Below are 18,553 nucleotides of genomic sequence, written 5' to 3'. Positions count from 1 at the left end.
GCAAACGGACCCGGGGAGCGCGTGCCGGAGGGTGGCGGCGGGTCCGCGTCCCGCCGATCCGCGGTGGTCGGGGTCCGCTAGGGTGACCGAGCGCGACCGCCCCGGTGCTCCGCGACCGGGCGCTCCGGGGTCCGCAGAGAGTCGAGGGGTGCCGTGAAGGCGATCCGCCGCTTCATCGTCCGCTCCGTCCTCCCGCCCGAGCTCTCGGCTCTGGGCGATCTGGCGGGCAATCTCCGCTGGGCCTGGCACGAGCCCGCCCGGCGCTTGTTCGAGCGGGTCGATCCGGAGCTGTGGCGGCGCGGGGGAGCGGACCCCACCGCTCTGCTCGGAGCAGTGAGCCCCGAGCGCCTCACCGAGCTGGCGGGGGACCAGGGCTTCGTCGACGAGGCGTGGCGCCTCCGCGACGAGCTGGAGCGCTACCGCACCGAGCCGCGGTGGTACCAGTCGCTGCCGGAGTCCGCCCCGCGCTCGATCGCCTACTTCTCGCCGGAGTTCGGGATCGCGGCGGCGCTGCCCCAGTACTCCGGCGGACTCGGCATCCTCGCCGGCGACCACCTGAAGGCCTCCTCGGACCTGGGCGTGCCGCTCACCGGCGTGGGCCTCTTCTACCGGTCGGGCTACTTCTCGCAGAAGCTCTCCGCCGACGGCTGGCAGCTCGAGTCCTACCCCTCGCTCGATCCCGACGGGCTGCCGCTGCGCGTCGTCCGTCTCGCCGACGGCTCGCCCGCCCGCATCGTGCTGGCGCTCCCCGAGGGACGCGCGCTCTACGCCCGGGTCTGGCGCGCGGAGGTCGGCCGGGTGACCCTCCTCCTGCTCGACACCGACATCCCCGAGAACGAGGACTCGCTCCGCTCCGTCACCGACCGCCTCTACGGCGGCGGGGGCGAGCACCGCCTGCTGCAGGAGCTGCTGCTGGGCATCGGCGGGGTCCGCGCGCTCGAGCTCTGGGCCGAGGTCTCGGGCGGCGTCCTCCCGGAGGTGTTCCACACGAACGAGGGGCACGCCGGCTTCCAGGGGCTCGAGCGCATCTCCGGCCTGATCGGCGCGGGCCTGGACTTCGACCAGGCTCTCCAGGTGGTGCGGGCGAGCACGGTCTTCACCACGCACACTCCGGTGCCGGCGGGCATCGACCGCTTCGACCGCGGGATGATCGAGGAGTACTTCTCCACGGAGCTGCTCCCGGGCGTGCAGGTCGAGGACGTGCTCGCGCTGGGCGCCGAGCCGGGGGACTCCGGGACGGCGTTCAACATGGCGTACATGGGCCTGCGGCTCGCGCAGCGCTCCAACGGCGTCTCGACGCTGCACGGCGAGGTCAGCCGATCGATGTTCTCGAGCCTCTGGCCCGGCTTCGAGACGGCGGAGGTGCCGATCGGCTCGGTGACGAACGGCGTCCACGCGGCCACCTGGACCGATCCGATCCTCCGGCGGCTCGCGGAGGAGCGGCTCGGCACCGACGACACGACGCGGGCCGACTGGGCCTCGGGTGCGCTCGGCGACACCGAGCTGTGGGCCGCGCGCCGGGCGATGCGGGAGCAGCTGGTGCGGGACGCCCGCCGCCGGGCCGCCCGCTCCTGGCGCGAGCAGAACCCGGGCGGCCTCCCGCCGGCCTGGCTCGACGAGCTGCTGGACCCGGACGTGCTCACCATCGGCTTCGCGCGGCGGGTGCCGACCTACAAGCGGCTGACCCTGATGCTCCACGACCCCGAGCGTCTGCGCGCGCTGCTCACCCACCCGCAGCACCCGATCCAGATCGTCATCGCGGGCAAGTCCCACCCGGCCGACGAGGAGGGGAAGCGCCTGATCCAGCGGCTCGTCCGCTTCGCGCAGGAGCCGGACGTGCGCCGCAGGATCGTCTTCCTGCCGGACTACGACATCGCGATGGCGCAGCTGCTCTACCCGGGCACCGACGTCTGGCTCAACAACCCGCTGCGCCCGCTCGAGGCGTGCGGCACCTCGGGGATGAAGGCGGCGCTCAACGGCTCGCTCAACCTCTCGATCCTCGACGGCTGGTGGAACGAGTACTTCGACGGCGAGAACGGCTGGGCGATCCCCTCCTCCGACCGCGCGCTCGACCCGGAGGCCCGCGACACGCTCGAGGCCGAGGCGCTCTACGAGCTGCTCGAGACCGAGGTCGTGCCGCGCTACTACGAGCGCGATCACGACGGCGTGCCCCGGCGGTGGGTGCGGTCGATCCGGCACACCCTCGCGACCCTCTCGCCCGAGCTCTCCGCCGAGCGGATGGTGCGCCAGTACGTCGAGGCGCTCTACTCGCCGGCCGCCGAGGCCGGGCGCGCCGTCGCCGCCGACCACTTCGAGCCGGCCAAGGAGCTGGCGACCTGGAAGCGGCGGGTCCGCGCCGGCTGGCCCGGGGTCGCGGTCGCGTCCGTCGAGTCCGGCGGGATCGACGCGGTGCCCCAGCGCGGGGACCGGCTCGCCGTGCGGGCGGGCGTGCGCCTGGGCGAGCTCTCGCCGGCGGACGTCTCGGTCGAGGTCGTCTACGGGACGACGTCCGCTGACGGCTCGCTCACCGAGGTCCGCCACCACGAGCTCGAGGTGGTCGAGGAGTCGGGTGCCGTGGTGCCGGCCGACGCGGTCGGGCGCGTGCCCTACGCCGGAGTGGTCACCCTCGACCGCAGCGGCTCCTTCGGCTACACCGTCCGCGTCGTGCCGCGGCACCCCCTCCTGGCCCGCTCCGCCGAGCTGGGCCTGGCCGCCGCCGCCGGCTGACCCCGCCCGGTCCCTCTCCGCGAGATGCCGCTCCGGTGCGCCTTCCTCGGCGTCTCGCGGACCGGGGCGGGGTCTCGCGGGAGGAGGACGGTGCATCGAGCGAAACGGCGCCCGGAGGAGGACGGCGAGGGATCGGGGTCAGCGCGCGATGTCGGCGAGGAGGGCGGCCGTCGCGGCGACGAGGTCGGCGGGGGTGAGCTCGATGTCGAAGCCCCGGCGCCCGCCCGACACGAGCACCGTGTCGTGGAGCTCGACGGTCTCGTCGATCACGGTGCGATGCCGCGTCCTCTGCCCGAGCGGCGAGATGCCGCCGAGCACGTAGCCGGTCCGGCGCTGGGCCAGCACGGGGTCGGCCATCGCCGCCCGCCTGCCTCCGACCGCGGCCGCGAGCTCCTTCAGCCCGAGGGAGCCGGTGACGGGCACGACGCCCACCACGAGCTCGCCGTCCACGTCGACCATCAGGGTCTTGAACACGCGCTCCGGCTCGACGCCGAGCGCCTCGGCCGCCTCGAGCCCGTAGCGCGTCGTGGCCGGGTCGTGCCGGTACTGGCGGGGAGTGAAGGGGACGCCCGCCGCCGTCAGCGCGACGGTCGCCGGGGTCCCCGGCCCGCTCCGCGCCATCAGGCGTCCTGCTCGGCCGCCGGCCCGTGCGCGGCGAAGAGCTGCATCGAGGTGCCGGCCACGCGGATGACCTGCCCCGGCTCGAACGACTCGCCGTGCTCCAGCGGCTCCGGCTCCTCGCTGTTCCACAGGCGCGTGTAGCCGGTGACCCCCTCGCCGTCGGCGAGCACGACCGTGGTGTCCTGCTCGACGCCGTGCACCACCAGCAGGACGCGGTCCGGCTCGCCCTCGACCGGCGTCGAGGCGGCGAGGTACTGCAGCGTCCGGTTGGCGGCGGAGGTCCAGTCGTGCTCGCTCATCCCGCGCCCGTGGGCGTCGAACCACGTCATGGTCGTGGCGCCCGGCTCGCTCGCGTCGCCGCTGCCGTAGCGGGAGGGACGCAGCGCCGGGTGCTCACGCCGCAGGCGCAGCAGGGTGCGCGTGTGCGCGCGGAGCGCGAGCTGCCAGTCGGCCAGGCCCTCCCAGCGCACCCAGGTCAGGTCCGAGTCCTGGCAGTAGGCGTTGTTGTTGCCGCGCTGGCTGCGCCCGGTCTCGTCGCCCGCCGTGATCATCGGCACGCCGGCCGACAGCAGCAGGGTGCCGAGGAGGTTCCGCATCGCCTTGCGCCGCGCCAGCGTGATCCGCTCGTCGGTGGTGGGGCCCTCGAAGCCGTGGTTGAAGGAGCGGTTGGTGTCGGCTCCGTCGCGGTTCGACTCGCCGTTGCCGATGTTGTGCTTGACGTTGTACGAGACCAGGTCCGCCAGCGTGAAGCCGTCGTGCGCGGTGACGAAGTTGACCGACGCGAGGGGGCCCCGCTCCGCCGAGAAGGTGTTGGAGGAGCCCGAGAGCCGGGTCGCGAAGCCGCCGATGCCGACGGGGGCCGTGCCGGCGCGGCGGGCGTAGTCGATGTCCGAGAGCCAGAAGTTGCGGGCGCGGTCGCGGTAGCGGTCGTTCCACTCCGACCACCCGGCCGGAAAGTTCCCCGTCTGCCAGCCGCCCATTCCCACGTCCCAGGGCTCGGCGATCATCTTCACGCCGGCCAGCGCCGGATCCTCGACCGCGGCCCGCAGCAGCGGGTGGTCGCTCCGGAAGTGCGCGATCTCGTCCCGGCCGAGGGTCGCGGCCAGGTCGAGCCGGAAGCCGTCGATCCCGACCTCGCCCGACCAGTAGCGCATCGAGTCCAGCGCGAGGCGCTGCGCCGCGGGCCGGCCGAAGTCGATCGTGTTCCCGCAGCCGGTGACATCCACGTAGTGGCCCTCGGGCGTCTGGCGGTACCAGCCTGCGTCGTCGATCCCGCGCAGGCTCGACATCGGCCCGCCCGGCCCCTCCTCGGCGGTGTGGTTGTAGACCACGTCCAGGATCACCTCGAGGCCGGCCTCGTGCAGGAGCTTCACCATCCCCTTGAACTCGCGGAGCACCGCGGTCGGTCCGCCGCGCTGCGCGGTGGAGGAGGCGTACGCGGCGTGCGGGGCGAAGAAGTTCAGAGTGTTGTAGCCCCAGTAGTTGGTCAGCCCCTGCCGCAGCAGGCGCTGCTCCGACACGAACGCGTGCACGGGCAGCAGCTCGACCGCCGTCACGCCCAGCTCGAGCAGCGCCGAGACCGTCGACTCGTGCGCCAGGCCGGCGTAGGTGCCGCGCAGCTCCACGGGGAGCGCCGGGTTCAGCCGGGTCAGCCCCTTCACGTGCGCCTCGTAGATCACGGTGCGGTCCATCGGGGTGCCGGGCCGGGAGGAGGAGCCCCAGTCGAACGCGTCGTCCACGACGACGGAGCGCCACTCGTTCTCCGCCACCCGGTGCAGGCCGCGGGAGTACGGCTCCAGCAGGGCCCGGCGGGGGTCGAACCGGTGTCGGAGGCCCGTCGGCCCGTCGACGCGCAGGGCGTAGCGGCGGCCGGGGGCCAGCAGATCGGAGCGCGCGGACCAGACCGCGGCGTCGTCGCGCGCCAGCGGGACCGTGCGGGTCACCCAGGTCGGGTCCTTCTCGTCGTACAGCAGCAGATCGACGGCGCTCGCGCTCTCGGACCAGACCCGCAGCTCACCGCCCTGATCGTCCACGGTCACGCCGAGCCGGGCCAGGGGATCGTGAGAGGTCATGCGACTTACAGTAGTGACGGGCACCGGCTCCCTCCGTGCCCCCGACGCGGGACGAAGGGCTGCTGTGATCTACCTCGACCACGCCGCGACCACCCCGCTGCGCGCCTCGGCGCTCGCCGCGTTCGCGGAGGCGTCCGCCCACGGCGGCAATCCCTCCTCCGTCCACGGCTCCGGCCAGGAGGCGCGCCGCCGGCTGGAGGACGCCCGGTCGGCGCTCGCCGGGGTGCTCGGCTGCGAGCCGATCGAGGTGATCCTCACCGCCGGCGGCACCGAGGCGGTCAACCTCGGGATCAAGGGCCTCTACTGGCAGCGCCGGAGCGAGGACCCGGCTCGCGTCCGGGTCCTGGTCGCCGAGGGGGAGCACCACGCGACGCTCGACTCGGCCGCCTGGCTCGCCGAGCACGAGGGCGCCGTCCTCGAGTGGCTGCCTCTCGACGACGAGGGCACCCTGCGGCCGGAGGCGCTCGCCGCGGCGCTGGAGGAGGACCCCGGCTCGGTCGCCCTGGTCACGGTGCTCTGGGTCAACAACGAGATCGGGACGATCAATCCGATCGCCGAGCTGGCGGCGGCGTGCGCCCGCGCCGGCGTCCCCCTCCACGTCGACGCGGTCGCCGCCCTCGGGCACATGCCGCTGCGGATCGCCGAGATCCGCCGCGCCTCCGGCTCCGGGCGCGGCGCGGGACTGGCCGCCGTCAGCGTCTCGGGTCACAAGGTCGGCGGCCCGATCGCGACCGGTGCGCTCGTGCTCGCCCGCGACGCCCGCGTGGTCCCGGTGCTGCACGGAGGCGGACAGCAGCGGGGCGTCCGCTCCGGCACCCAGGACGTGCCCGGCGCCGCGGCCTTCGCCGCCGCCGCGGTCGAGGCGGACGCCGAGCTGTCGGCGGAGGCGCAGCGCCTTGCCGCCCTGCGCGACCGGCTCGTCGCGGGCGTCCTCGCCGCCGTGCCGGGGGCGACCCTGACCGGGCCCGCCCTCGACTCCGGACGCCGGGTCGCCAACAACGCGCACCTCGCCTTCCCCGGTGCGCAGGGCGACTCCCTCCTCTTCCTCCTCGACACCGCGGGCGTCTCCGTCTCGACCGGGTCCGCCTGCACGGCGGGGATCCCGGAGCCCTCGCACGTGGTCCTCGCGCTCGGCCGGAGCGAGGAGGAGGCCCGCGGGGTGCTCCGGATGACGCTCGGCCACACCTCGACCGACGCGGACGTCGACGCCCTCCTGGCCGCGCTGCCCGCCGCCTACGCCCGCGCCGCCCGAGCCGGACTCTCGAGCCGCGCGGTGCTGCCCGCCTGAACCCCTGCCGGCCGCGCCCGCGGGAAACGTAGACTCGCACGGTGAAGGTTCTGGCGGCGATGAGCGGTGGAGTGGACTCGGCGGTGGCCGCGGCCCGCGCGGTGGAGGCGGGGCACGACGTGGTGGGCGTGCACCTCGCCCTGAGCAGGATGCCCGGCACGCTGCGCACCGGCAGCCGGGGGTGCTGCACGATCGAGGACTCGATGGACGCGCAGCGCGCCGCGAACGTCCTCGGCATCCCGTACTACGTGTGGGACTTCTCCGAGCGGTTCAAGCTGGACGTCGTCGACGACTTCGTCGCCGAGTACTCGGCGGGCCGCACCCCGAACCCCTGCATGCGCTGCAACGAGCGGATCAAGTTCGCCGCCCTGCTCGAGAAGGCTCTCGACCTCGGCTTCGACGCGGTCTGCACCGGCCACTACGCCTCCCTCCGCACCGCCGCCGACGGCTCCCCGGAGCTCCACCGCGCGAGCGACGAGGCGAAGGACCAGTCCTACGTCCTCGGCGTGCTGACGGAGCAGCAGCTGCGGCACTCGATGTTCCCGCTCGGCTCCACGCCGTCCAAGGCGATCGTGCGCGCGGAGGCGGCCGAGCGGGGCCTCAGCGTCGCGAGCAAGCCCGACAGCTACGACATCTGCTTCATCCCCGACGGCGACACCCGCGGCTGGCTCGCCGAGCGCGTCGCCCCCGAGACCGGAGCGGTCGTCGATCGGGACGGCGCGGTGGTCGGCTCCCACGAGGGCGCCCACGGGTACACGGTGGGCCAGCGCCGGGGCCTGCACCTCGGCGTCCCCGCGCCCGACGGACGGCCCCGCTTCGTCCTGGAGGTGCGGCCGGTGAGCAACGAGGTCGTCGTCGGTCCGCGCGAGGCTCTGCGCATCGGCGAGATCGCCGGCGAGCGGTTCACCTGGGCGGGCGCCGCTCCCGAGGACGCGGACGCGCCCTTCCGCTGCGACGTCCAGATCCGCGCGCACGCCGACCCGGTCCCCGCCTCCGCGGTGGTGTCGCACGTCGATGGCAGGGTGGAGCTCGTGATCACTCCGGACTCGCCGCTCGACGGCGTCGCCCCCGGCCAGACGGCCGTCGTCTACCTCGGCACCCGCGTGCTGGGCCAGTGCACGATCGACCGCACGGTCGCTGCCGACGCCGCGGTGCTCCGATGAGCGCCGTCGAGCCCGCCGGCCGCGTCGAGGAGCTGCGGGCGCGGATCCGGTCGGCGAGCGACGACTACTACGCGGCCGACTCCTCGCCGCTGTCCGACGCCGAGTACGACGCCCTGGTGCGCGAGCTCGCCGCGCTCGAGGCCGAGCACCCCGAGCTCGCCGCCGAGGACTCGCCGACGCGGACCGTCGGCGGGGTCGTCGGAGCGGGCCTCGCCCCGATCGACCACGCCGAGCGGATGCTCTCCCTCGACAACGTGTTCTCGGCCGAGGAGCTGCGCGAGTGGTGCGAGAAGACGGTGGCCTCGGCCGACCGCCCCGTCGCCTGGCTCACGGAGCTCAAGATCGACGGGCTCGCGATCTCCCTCCACTACGAGAACGGCCGCCTCGTCACGGCGGCGACCCGCGGCGACGGCCGCACCGGCGAGGACGTCACCGTCAACGCCCTCCGCGTCTCGGGCATCCCCGAGCGCCTCTCCGGCGAGGGCCACCCGGCACTCGTCGAGGTCCGCGGCGAGGTCTTCATCCCCGTGGCCGCCTTCGCCGAGCTGAACGCCCTCCAGGAGACGCTGCGCGACGAGGCGGTCGAGGAGGCGCGGACCCGCTGGTCGACCCGCCCGGCCGCCACCCGCGGCGTCTTCGAGGAGGAGAAGGCGCGCACGAGCGCGCTGCGGCGCTTCCCGACCTTCGCCAACCCGCGGAACGCGGCGAGCGGCGGCCTCCGCCAGCAGCTCGACAAGAAGTCGGGTCTCGACCTGCGCGCCGGCGAGGCGCGCGTCGGCTCCCTCGCGCTCTACGTGCACGGCATCGGCGCCTGGCCGGACCCGCCGGTCGCGACCCAGTCCGAGGTCTACGGGCTCCTCTCCTCCTGGGGACTGCCGGTCAGCGGCCACAACCGCGTCTCGGCCTCGGTGGAGGAGGTGCTCGCCTTCGTCGACCGCTACGGCCGCGAGCGGCACTCGGTCGAGCACGAGATCGACGGCGTGGTCGTGAAGGTGGACGAGCTCGAGCTGCACGACGAGCTCGGCGCCACCAGCCGGGCGCCGCGCTGGGCGATCGCCTACAAGTACCCGCCCGAGGAGGTCCACACGAAGCTCCTCGACATCGTCGTGAGCGTCGGGCGCACCGGCCGCGCGACGCCGTTCGCCCAGATGACCAAGGTGAAGGTCGCGGGGTCCGAGGTGCGCCAGGCCACGCTGCACAACGCCGACGTGGTCAAGGCCAAGGGCGTGCTCATCGGCGACACGGTCGTGCTGCGGAAGGCCGGGGACGTCATCCCCGAGGTGCTCGGCCCGGTGGTGGAGCTCCGCGACGGCTCCGAGCGCGAGTTCGTGATGCCGACGCAGTGCCCCGAGTGCGGCACCACGCTCGCTCCGGCCAAGGAGGGCGACGTCGACCTGCGCTGCCCCAACGCGGAGTCCTGCCCCGCGCAGGTCCGCGGGCGCGTCGAGCACATCGGCAGCCGCGGCGCGCTCGACATCGAGGCGCTCGGCGAGGTCAGCGCCGCCGCCCTGACCCAGCCCCTGGTGCCCGCCGAGCCGCCGCTGCGGACCGAGGCCGGCCTGTTCGAGCTCACGGTGGCCGATCTCTTCCCGATCGAGGTCGTCGTCCGCGACTCCGAGACGGGTCTGCAGAAGCTCGACGCGAAGGGCGATCCGAAGGTCGTCACGCCCTTCAAGCGCAAGCGGCAGCTCGCCAAGGACGGCGCCTTCGACCCGGAGGCGGGAGCCTTCGCGGGGGACGCCGCCTCCGTGCCCTCCACCAACGCCCTCCGGCTGATCGAGAACATCGAGCGGGCGAAGACCAAGGAGCTGTGGCGCCTGCTGGTCTCGCTCAGCATCCGGCACGTCGGCCCGGTCGCCGCGCGCGCGCTGGCGGGCTACTTCGGCTCGCTCGACGCGATCCGCGGGGCGAGCCGCGACGAGCTCGCCGCGGTCGACGGGGTGGGCGGGATCATCGCCGACGCCCTGATCGCCTGGTTCGAGGTCGACTGGCACGTCGAGATCGTCGACCGCTGGGCCGCGGCCGGAGTGCGCTTCGCCACGCCCGGCCACCCCGGGCCCGGTGCCGCGGATTCCGCCGGCGGGGTGCTCGCGGGTCTCACGGTCGTGGCGACCGGCAGCCTGGAGGGGTACTCCCGCGAGGGGGCGCAGGAGGCCATCCTCGCGGCCGGCGGCAAGGCCGGCTCGAGCGTCTCCAAGAAGACCGACTACGTCGCCGCCGGTCCCGGCGCCGGCAGCAAGCTCGGCAAGGCCGAGGCCCTGGGGCTCCGGATCATCACCGCGGCCGAGTTCCACCTCCTGGTGACGGAGGGACCGGACGCGATCGCGCTGCCGGAGGAGGCGTCCGCCGACGCTCCGGAGGAGGCCGCCGCCGGCCCGGACGGGGACGTCGCCGACGCATCGCGCTCCGACGCCTCGCCGGAGGACGACGCCGTGCCGGAGACCGACGCCGTCCCGGACGCGGCCGCCCCGAGTACGGAGGAGCCGACCGGGCCCGATGCCTGACGCGGGCGGCGGGGAGCGGCGTGCGTTCCTGCGCCGGTCCCTCGCCGACGCAGCGTCGCTCGCGCTCGACGCAGCGGCTCGGCCCACCGCCGCCGAGCGCCGGACCGCCGAGGCGCTGGGCCGGATCGACCACCTGGTCGTGCTCTCCTTCGCCGGCCGCAGCCGCGACCAGGTCCTCGGCGCGCTCGACGATCCGGACGGCCCGGTGTTCACCGGTGATACGGACGCCGTGATGACCGCGCCCGGCCCGGACGATCCTCCGGGCGCGCGCTTCGCCCCCGAGATGCTGCCGGTGCACGCGCTCCTCGCCACGGCCTTCGCGCGGGTCGACCACTGGCGCGCCGACGGCCGCGATCCGCTGCCGGCGGCCCTGCGCGCGGCCCGGGAGACCGGCACAGGCTGGGCTCTCGCGGTCGACGAGCGGCAGGGCGTCTCGACCACGCTCCTCGCCGATCCGGAGTGGCCCCACCGCGACCCGGGCGCCGCCGGCTCCCGCGGCGGGCGCCTCCTTCCCATCGACGCGCTGGCCGCCGAGGCCGCAGCCGGCACCCTGCCTCCGCTCGTCCTGGTCGAGCCGCGGTCCCTCGTCGATCCGGCCGACTTCGCCGACGCCGCAGCCGCCGGCACCGATCGATCCGCTGATGCGCGCCTCGCGGAGCAGCTGCTGCACGTCGTGTTCGACGCCGTCCGCGACGGGGAGCGGGCGGGGCGGCGGATGCTGCTCCTCGCCACCGCGCGGGGGAGCACAGGGCGGCCCGGCACGGTGCCGGCGCTCGTGCTCGCCTCGGCCGTCCCCTCGGGTGCACGGATCGGCGTGCCGCTCGGTCCGGAGACTCCCGCGCAGCTCGTCCGCGCCCGGGCGGGCGTGCGCCGAGCGCTCGTCGATCCGCAGGTCCGAGACCTGGCCGCACTCCTCAGCGGTCCCGACCGCCCCCTCGCGCGCTGGCCCCGCACGGCGCCGGCTTTCGCGCCGCCCGCGCCGGTCGGGCGGCGCCTCCGCGACGCGGCCCGCCGCGCGCACGTCGACCCCGAGCCGGAGGCCGGACTGCTCGCCCGCGTTCGAGCCGCCGTCCCGGGCGCGTCGCTACACTCCGAGCAGGCGCAGGCGGCGCAGGAGAGGCGGCGGAGATGACCAGCGAGCGGACTCCCTCGGAGCACGACGACGGAGCTCCCCGCTCCCGCTCGCGCCGCCGCTTCCTGGCCGGCACCGCCGCCGCCGGAGTCGGAGCCGGAGCCCTCGCCGGCGGCGCGATCGGCGCGGCCGTCGCCTCCGGCCCCCGCCGCGAGGAGGAGCCGCGACTGCCCGCCCGCACGGAGCCGGGATTCGACCACGTCGTCGTGATCATGTTCGAGAACCGCTCCTTCGACAACGTCCTCGGCCGCCTCTACGAACCGGACGACCTGCCCGCGGGCGAGAGCTTCGAGGGCCTCCTCCCCGACGAGCGGACGAACACCAGCGCCGGGGGACTGACCGTCGGCACCCACGTCTACGAGGGCGCCACCGACTCCGTGATGCGCCAGCCCGACCCGGACCCGGGCGAGGAGTACCCGCACGTCAACACTCAGCTCTTCGGCACGGTGGATCCGCCCGAGAACGCCGGCCGCACCGTCGGCGCCATGACCGCGCCCTTCAACGCGCCCGCCGACGCCTCCGCCCCGACGATGAGCGGCTTCCTCGAGGACTACGTCCAGCACCTGAGGGTGATGAAGAAGGGGCAGGAGCCCACGGCGGAGGAGGTGCGGACGATCATGGGCGGCTTCTCGCCGGAGATGCTGCCCGTCTTCTCCACCCTCGCCCGCGAGTTCGCCGTCTTCGACCAGTGGTTCTGCGCCGTCCCCTCCCAGACCTTCTGCAACAGGTCCTTCCTGCACGCGTCGACCTCGCACGGCTTCGTCACCAACAAGCAGGGCGGCGGCTACGAGAAGTGGCTCGCGGACGACCTGGCCGACGCGCCGACGGTGTTCAACCGCCTCGAGGAGGCGGGGAGGACCTGGCGCGTCTACTTCGACGCGCTGCAGGTGGTCTCCTACACCGGCTTCCTGCACGCGCCGGTGCTCGAGAAGTACTGGAAGACCCACTTCTCGACGATGGACCGCTTCTACGCCGACGTGGAGAACGGCGAGCTGCCCGACTACGCCTTCCTCGAGCCGCGGCTCGTCTTCGACCACAACGACATGCACCCGCCGACCGGGGTCCTGCACGAGGACGAGGTCGACGGCACGCCCGTCTACGACAGCGCGCTGTCCGACGTCCGCGCCGGCGAGCTGCTGCTGCACCAGGTGTACTCGGCGATCCGGGAGAGCGCGAGCACGACCGGCTCGAACGCGGTGAACACGCTGCTGCTGGCGACCTTCGACGAGCACGGCGGCCTCTACGACCACGTCCCCCCGCCGTCGGCGACTCCGCCGGGCGACGGCCGCGAGGGCGAGATGGGCTTCGCCTTCGACCGGCTCGGCTGCCGCGTGCCGGCGATCGCGGTCTCGGCGTACACGAGGGCCGGCACGATCGTGCACGACGAGCTGCACCACGGCGCCGTGATCCGGACCCTCAGCGCCCTGCACGGCCTCGAGCCGCTGACCGCTCGCGACGCCTCCGCCCCCGACCTCTTCGGGGTGCTGACCCTCGACGAGCCGCGGCAGATCGGCGACTGGCCGACCACGGTGCCGCAGTACCTGCCGCCGAACCCCGAGGCGGCGCCCGCGCATCCGGCGCACGTGAACCGCGACAAGCCGCTGAGCCCGCCCGCCGTCGGCCTGATGGGCCTGCTGCTGGCCCGGTACGGCGAGCCCGGCGAGGACCTGCCGACCACCTACGAGGGGGCGTACAACGCACTCCTGAAGCACGGCTCCAGCCTCTTCAGCGGCTCCTGACGGGCGGGCGGCGCGGGCGGAGGCGGTGCGGGCGCGCCGAGTAGACTGACGGCCGGAAATCCCCCCGAACCACCAGACGGAGACGCATGTCCGAGATCACGGCCGACACGGTCGCCCATCTGGCCCAGCTGGCCAGGATCGACCTCACTTCCGACGAGATCGGGAGCCTCACCAGGGAGCTCGGCCAGATCGTCGACTCCGTGCGCGCGGTCCAGGCCGTCGCCACGCCCGAGGTGCCGGCGACCAGCCACCCGATCCCGCTCGAGAACGTCTTCCGGCCCGACGTGGTCGGCGAGACCCTCACGCTCGAGCAGGCGCTCTCCGGCGCGCCCGAGCACGACGGCAGCCGCTTCCAGGTCTCCGCGATCCTGGGGGAGGAGCAGTGAGCGCGCACGGCGACGAGCTCGTCCGCCTCAGCGCGTCCGCCCTCTCCGGGAAGCTGGCCGACGGCTCGGTCTCCTCGGTCGAGGCCACCCGCGCCCACCTCGAGCGCATCGACGCGGTCGACGGAGCGGTCCACGCCTTCCTCCACGTCGCGCGCGAGGGCGCGGTCGCGTCCGCCGAGGCGATCGACCGCCGGCGGGCCGACGGCGAGTCGCTGCACCCCCTCGCCGGAGTGCCTCTCGCGGTCAAGGACGTCATCGTCACGAACGACATGCCGACCACGAGCGGCTCCCGCATCCTCGAGGGATGGCGCCCGCCCTACGACGCGACCGTCATGCGCAAGGTGCGCGAGGCCGGGCTGGTCCCGATCGGCAAGACCAACATGGACGAGTTCGCGATGGGCTCGACCACCGAGCGCAGCGCCTACGGCCCCACCCACAACCCGTGGGACCTCGACCGCATCCCCGGCGGCTCCGGCGGCGGATCCGCCGCGGCCGTCGCGAGCTACGAGGTGCCCCTGGCCCTCGGCTCGGACACCGGGGGATCGATCCGCCAGCCCGCGCACGTGACCGGCACCGTCGGCGTGAAGCCGACCTACGGCGGCGTGTCCCGCTACGGAGCGATCGCGCTCGCCTCGAGCCTCGACCAGATCGGCCCCGTCTCCCGGACGGTCCTCGACTCCGCGCTGCTGCACGACGTCATCGCGGGCCACGACCCGCGCGACTCGACGTCGCTGCGCGACTCCTGGCCCTCCTTCGCCGACGCGGTGCGCCGCGCCGACGTGACGGGCCTCCGGATCGGCGTGGTCAAGGAGCTCGACGGCGGCGAGGGCTTCCAGCCCGGCGTGCTGGCGCGCTTCCACGAGGCGCTCGAGATCCTTCAGGGCGCCGGAGCCGAGGTCGTCGAGGTGAGCCTCCCGAGCGTCGAGCACGCGGTCGCCGCCTACTACCTGATCCTCCCCGCGGAGGCCTCCAGCAACCTCGCCAAGTTCGACTCGGTCCGGTTCGGCCTCCGGGTCACGCCGGAGGGCGGCGGCACGGTCGAGCAGGTCATGTCCGCGACCCGCGAGCAGGGCTTCGGCCCCGAGGTCAAGCGCCGGATCATCCTCGGCACCTACGCCCTCTCGGCCGGCTACTACGACGCCTACTACGGCAGCGCGCAGAAGGTCCGGACCCTGGTGCAGCGGGACTTCGACGCGGCCTTCGCGGACGTCGACGTGATCGCCTCGCCGACGGCACCGACGACCGCCTACCGCCTCGGCGAGAAGCTCGACGACCCGCTGGCGATGTACCGCGGCGACGTCGCGACCATCCCGGCGAACCTGGCCGGCATCCCCGGCATCTCCGTCCCCGCCGGCCTCGCCGACGAGGACGGGCTGCCCGTCGGCATCCAGTTCCTCGCTCCCGCCCGGGAGGACGTGCGCCTCTACACCGTGGGCGCCGCGCTCGAGGCTCTGCTCGAGGAGAAGTGGGGCCGCCCGCTCCTCGCGCAGGCCCCCGACCTGACCCACTCCGTGCTCTCCGCGACCGAGGAAGGTGCCGTCTGATGGCCTCCGCGCACACGTCCGCTCCCGAGCTGATGGACTACGACGAGGTCTTCGAGACCTTCGAGCCGGTGCTCGGCTTCGAGGTGCACGTCGAGCTCAACACGAAGACCAAGATGTTCTCGGACGCGCCGAACGAGTTCGGGTCCGAGCCCAACACGAACGTGACCCCGGTCGACCTCGGCCTCCCGGGCTCGCTGCCGGTCGTGAACGAGCAGGCCGTCCGCTACTCGATCAGCCTCGGCCTCGCCCTGGGCTGCTCGATCGCCCCGTCCAGCCGCTTCGCGCGCAAGAACTACTTCTATCCGGACCTGGCGAAGAACTACCAGATCTCGCAGTTCGACGAGCCGATCGCCTTCGAGGGCTCGGTCGAGATCGAGCTGGCCGACGGCTCGCTCGTGCAGATCCCGATCGAGCGCGCGCACATGGAGGAGGACGCCGGCAAGCTCACGCACGTCGGCGGCGCCACCGGCCGCATCCAGGGCGCCGAGTACTCGCTCGTGGACTACAACCGCGCGGGGGTCCCGCTCGTGGAGATCGTCACGAAGCCCATCTACGGCGCGGGGAAGAGCGCGCCCGAGTACGCGAAGGCCTACGTCGCGACGATCCGCGACATCGTGCTGGCGCTCGGCATCTCGGACGCCAAGATGGAGCGCGGCAACCTGCGCTGCGACGCGAACGTCTCGCTCCGCCCGATCGGCCAGGAGAAGCTCGGAACCCGCACCGAGACCAAGAACGTCAACTCGCTCCGCTCGGTCGAGCGCGCCGTCCGCTACGAGATCCAGCGCCAGGCGGCGATCCTCGCCGCGGGCGGCACGATCACGCAGGAGACGCGCCACTGGCACGAGGACACCGGCCGCACCTCCGCGGGCCGGCCCAAGAGCGACGCCGACGACTACCGCTACTTCCCGGAGCCCGACCTGCTCCCGGTCGTGCCGAGCCCCGAGCTGATCGAGGAGCTGCGCGCCGCGCTCCCCGAGAAGCCCGCCGACCGCCGTCGCCGCCTCAAGCAGGAGTGGGGCTTCACCGACCTCGAGTTCCAGGACGTCGCCAACAGCGGCCTGCTGGTCGAGATCACCGAGACCGTCTCCGAGGGAGCCGCTCCGCAGGCGGCCCGCAAGTGGTGGACCGGGGAGATCGCGCGCCTCGCGAACGCGGCGGGCGAGGATCCGGCCTCCCTGGTCACCCCGGCCCAGGTCGCCGAGCTCGCCGGTCTGATCGAGAGCGGCACGCTGACCGACCGCCTCGCCCGCGAGGTCCTCCAGGGCGTCATCGCCGGAGAGGGCACCCCGCAGGAGGTCGTCGACGCCCGTGGACTCGCGGTCGTCTCGGACGACGGAGCGCTCATCGAGGCGATCGACGCGGCACTGGCCTCGCAGCCCGACGTGCTCGCGAAGATCCGCGACGGCAAGGTGCAGGCCGCCGGTGCCGTGATCGGTGCCGTGATGAAGGCCATGAAGGGGCAGGCCGACGCCGCCCGCGTCCGCGAGCTCGTCCTGGACCGCGCGGCCGGCTGAGCCGGTGCGCGGGGAGGTGCGGTCATGAGCGGTGGAACCGGCGACGCGCCCCTTCCCGCGCGGCTCGAGCTGCCGGCGGGCGCCCTCCTGCGTCCTCTCGTCTCGAGCGACGCGGACCTCCTGCACGCGGTGATCGGCGAGCAGCGACCGTGGCTCGCGGCTCTCCTCCGCGGGGACGATCCGGCCGCCCTGCCGTCGGCGTCCCTCGGCGACGACGTGCGCGGTCTCCTGCGCCTCGAGGAGGAGTCGCATGCGGGCAGAGCGCACGCGTTCCTGCTCGTCGGCCCGGACCGCACCGAGGCGCTGGGCGCTCTGAGCGTCCGGCCCGGCGGCGGCGACTCCGCCGAGGCCTCCTGGTGGGTCGTCCCCGCCGTCCGGGGCTCGCGGCTCGAGGAGGAGCTCGACGCCTACGCGCGCCGCTGGCTCCAGCAGCACTGGCCCTTCGACACAATCACCACGCCCGACAACCACCCCGACGATCCCGCCTCCCTGGCCGGGGCGAACATCGTGGCGCTCGTGCCCGTCGCGCCGGAGCGCACGGCCCTCCCCGACGCCGACGCCGCCTCGGCGGCGCTCCTCTGGGCGGAGTACCGCTCCACGCATCCGGGAGTCGACGAAGCGCTCCCGCCGGTCGAGTCGTTCGGCGACAGCACGGCGATGGCGGACGAGCTGCTGGGCCTCGTGCGGCGCGGAGTGAAGACGGCCACGGCGTCCCTCGCCGAGGAGGGGGCGCCCGTCGCGGGCGACCACTGGATCGTCTGCGACGGCGCGGGAGCGGCGCGTGTCGTCCTCGTGACGGACGAGGTGCGGACCGGTCCGCTCGACTCCGTCGACGACGCGTTCGCCTGGGCCGAGGGCGAGGGGGACCGCACGCGCGCCTCCTGGCTCGACGGCCACCGCCGCTACTTCGCCCGCGTCTCACCGGGCGGCCTCGGCGACGTGGTCTTCGAGCGCTTCCACGTGGTCTGGCCGGAGGCCGACGCCGAGCGCGCGGCCGCCTTCGCCCGCTCGGTCGGAGCGTTCCGGCCCGAGGAGCTCGACGGGACTCCCGTGCAGGACTAGGGGGTTTCCCGGATGCCCCGCTCAGGCGCCCTGCGCCAGAGTGGAGTCATGGCTACTCTCGTGCGCCCCCGTCGGGGCAGGATCATCGCCGGCGTCTGTGCCGGTCTCGCCCGCCGATTCGGCTGGAGCCCCTTCGTGGTGCGTCTCCTGTTCGTGCTCTCGTGCCTCCTCCCGGGGCCGCAGATCATCGCCTACCTCGTGATGTGGGTGGTCATCCCGAAGCAGAAGTGACCGAGGCCCCCGCTCCGAGCAGCCTCTGAGAGAACGCTCAGCACTCGGAGCGACGAGGGGCCTACGGTGGCGGTGTGCGTCCGTCGGGCGCCGAGGAGGAGATCATGGGATTCCTGGACCGACTGCTGGGCCGCGACGAGCAGCCCGAGAGCGCACGCCGCTCGACGTACGCGCCGCCGCAGGCCGCGGACCGCAGGCCCGAGTACGGCTCCCCTCCGGCGACGTCTCCGCGCACCGACGATGAGCGTGCCATCGAGCGCTACCGCTACCTCCTCCGCACCGCGCCGCCCGAGGCGATCGAGCAGGTGCACCGCGAGGCCTTCGAGCAGCTGACCCCGGAGCAGCGCCAGCAGGTCTTCCGAGAGCTCAGCGAGGGGGCCCCTGTCGGCGACGCGCCGAAGGACGACGATCCCCGCACGCTCGCCCAGTCCGCCACGAGGAGCGAGCTGCGCCAGCCCGGATTCATGGAGCGGCGCTTCTCCGGCGGCGGAGGCATGGGCTTCGGCGGCGTCCTCGCCTCCTCGATGCTCGGCACGATCGCCGGGTTCGCGATCGGCTCGGCCATCGCGG

13 protein-coding genes and 1 pseudogene are annotated in these 18,553 nt (G+C 74.1%); 12 read left to right on the top strand and 2 right to left on the bottom strand.

The window, feature by feature from the left end; genetic code table 11:
• Positions 1-153 precede the first annotated feature (153 nt).
• Entirely contained in the window at positions 154-2,727 is a 2,574-nt protein-coding gene (glgP, locus tag C5C99_RS08830; protein WP_104339951.1) for an alpha-glucan family phosphorylase, read from the top strand.
• A 138-nt stretch (positions 2,728-2,865) separates the two neighbouring features.
• On the opposite strand, the gene ybaK is transcribed toward glgP, so the two are convergent.
• Together ybaK and glgX are read right to left on the bottom strand one after the other, a co-directional pair.
• Entirely contained in the window at positions 2,866-3,348 is a 483-nt protein-coding gene (gene ybaK, locus C5C99_RS08825; protein ID WP_104247616.1) for a Cys-tRNA(Pro) deacylase, read from the bottom strand.
• Positions 3,348-5,420 (bottom strand): glycogen debranching protein GlgX, encoded by a 2,073-nt coding sequence (gene glgX, locus C5C99_RS08820; protein WP_104339950.1) that lies wholly within the window; start codon positions 5,418-5,420, stop codon positions 3,348-3,350. Before glgX ends, ybaK begins: the two co-directional genes overlap by 1 nt.
• Here glgX and C5C99_RS08815 point away from each other — a divergent pair.
• The 11 genes and pseudogenes from C5C99_RS08815 to C5C99_RS08765 form a co-directional block, all read left to right on the top strand.
• Positions 5,419-6,708 (top strand): cysteine desulfurase family protein, encoded by a 1,290-nt coding sequence (locus tag C5C99_RS08815; RefSeq protein WP_104339949.1) that lies wholly within the window; start codon positions 5,419-5,421, stop codon positions 6,706-6,708. The two genes, glgX and C5C99_RS08815, sit on opposite strands and share 2 nt — an antisense overlap.
• 41 nt (positions 6,709-6,749) lie before the next feature.
• A complete protein-coding gene (gene mnmA / locus C5C99_RS08810) occupies positions 6,750-7,871 on the top strand; it encodes a tRNA 2-thiouridine(34) synthase MnmA (protein ID WP_181028759.1) in 1,122 nt (373 codons plus the stop codon).
• Positions 7,868-10,375: an NAD-dependent DNA ligase LigA gene (ligA, locus tag C5C99_RS08805; RefSeq protein ID WP_104339948.1), complete on the top strand. Its 2,508-nt coding sequence runs from the start codon at positions 7,868-7,870 to the stop codon at positions 10,373-10,375. Before mnmA ends, ligA begins: the two co-directional genes overlap by 4 nt.
• Positions 10,368-11,507, top strand: coding sequence for a hypothetical protein (locus C5C99_RS08800; RefSeq protein WP_104339947.1), 1,140 nt, complete (start codon positions 10,368-10,370; stop codon positions 11,505-11,507). Before ligA ends, C5C99_RS08800 begins: the two co-directional genes overlap by 8 nt.
• Entirely contained in the window at positions 11,504-13,246 is a 1,743-nt protein-coding gene (locus C5C99_RS08795; RefSeq protein ID WP_104226849.1) for an alkaline phosphatase family protein, read from the top strand. Before C5C99_RS08800 ends, C5C99_RS08795 begins: the two co-directional genes overlap by 4 nt.
• Positions 13,247-13,332: 86 nt before the next feature.
• Positions 13,333-13,632, top strand: coding sequence for an Asp-tRNA(Asn)/Glu-tRNA(Gln) amidotransferase subunit GatC (gatC, locus tag C5C99_RS08790; protein WP_104226848.1), 300 nt, complete (start codon positions 13,333-13,335; stop codon positions 13,630-13,632).
• On the top strand, positions 13,629-15,176 hold the full coding sequence (gene gatA / locus C5C99_RS08785; RefSeq protein ID WP_104339946.1) for an Asp-tRNA(Asn)/Glu-tRNA(Gln) amidotransferase subunit GatA: 1,548 nt from the start codon (positions 13,629-13,631) through the stop codon (positions 15,174-15,176). The genes gatC and gatA overlap by 4 nt, the downstream gene beginning before the upstream one ends.
• The gene (gene gatB / locus C5C99_RS08780; protein WP_104339945.1) at positions 15,176-16,690 is read left to right on the top strand and encodes an Asp-tRNA(Asn)/Glu-tRNA(Gln) amidotransferase subunit GatB; all 1,515 of its coding nucleotides are present in this window, start codon (positions 15,176-15,178) and stop codon (positions 16,688-16,690) included. Before gatA ends, gatB begins: the two co-directional genes overlap by 1 nt.
• A gap of 24 nt (positions 16,691-16,714) precedes the next feature.
• The gene (locus C5C99_RS08775; protein ID WP_104260602.1) at positions 16,715-17,752 is read left to right on the top strand and encodes an ASCH domain-containing protein; all 1,038 of its coding nucleotides are present in this window, start codon (positions 16,715-16,717) and stop codon (positions 17,750-17,752) included.
• Between the two features lie 48 nt (positions 17,753-17,800).
• Positions 17,801-17,983, top strand: a complete 183-nt coding sequence (locus C5C99_RS08770; RefSeq protein ID WP_104223873.1) for a PspC domain-containing protein — start codon at positions 17,801-17,803, stop codon at positions 17,981-17,983.
• Between the two features lie 104 nt (positions 17,984-18,087).
• Positions 18,088-18,553, top strand: a pseudogene (locus C5C99_RS08765) (hypothetical protein); the annotation flags it as partial.

The sequence above is a fragment of the Rathayibacter sp. AY1C4 genome (assembly GCF_002932195.1).
Lineage (GTDB): Bacteria > Actinomycetota > Actinomycetes > Actinomycetales > Microbacteriaceae > Rathayibacter.
This window is presented reverse-complemented; position numbering and strand designations above follow the sequence as displayed.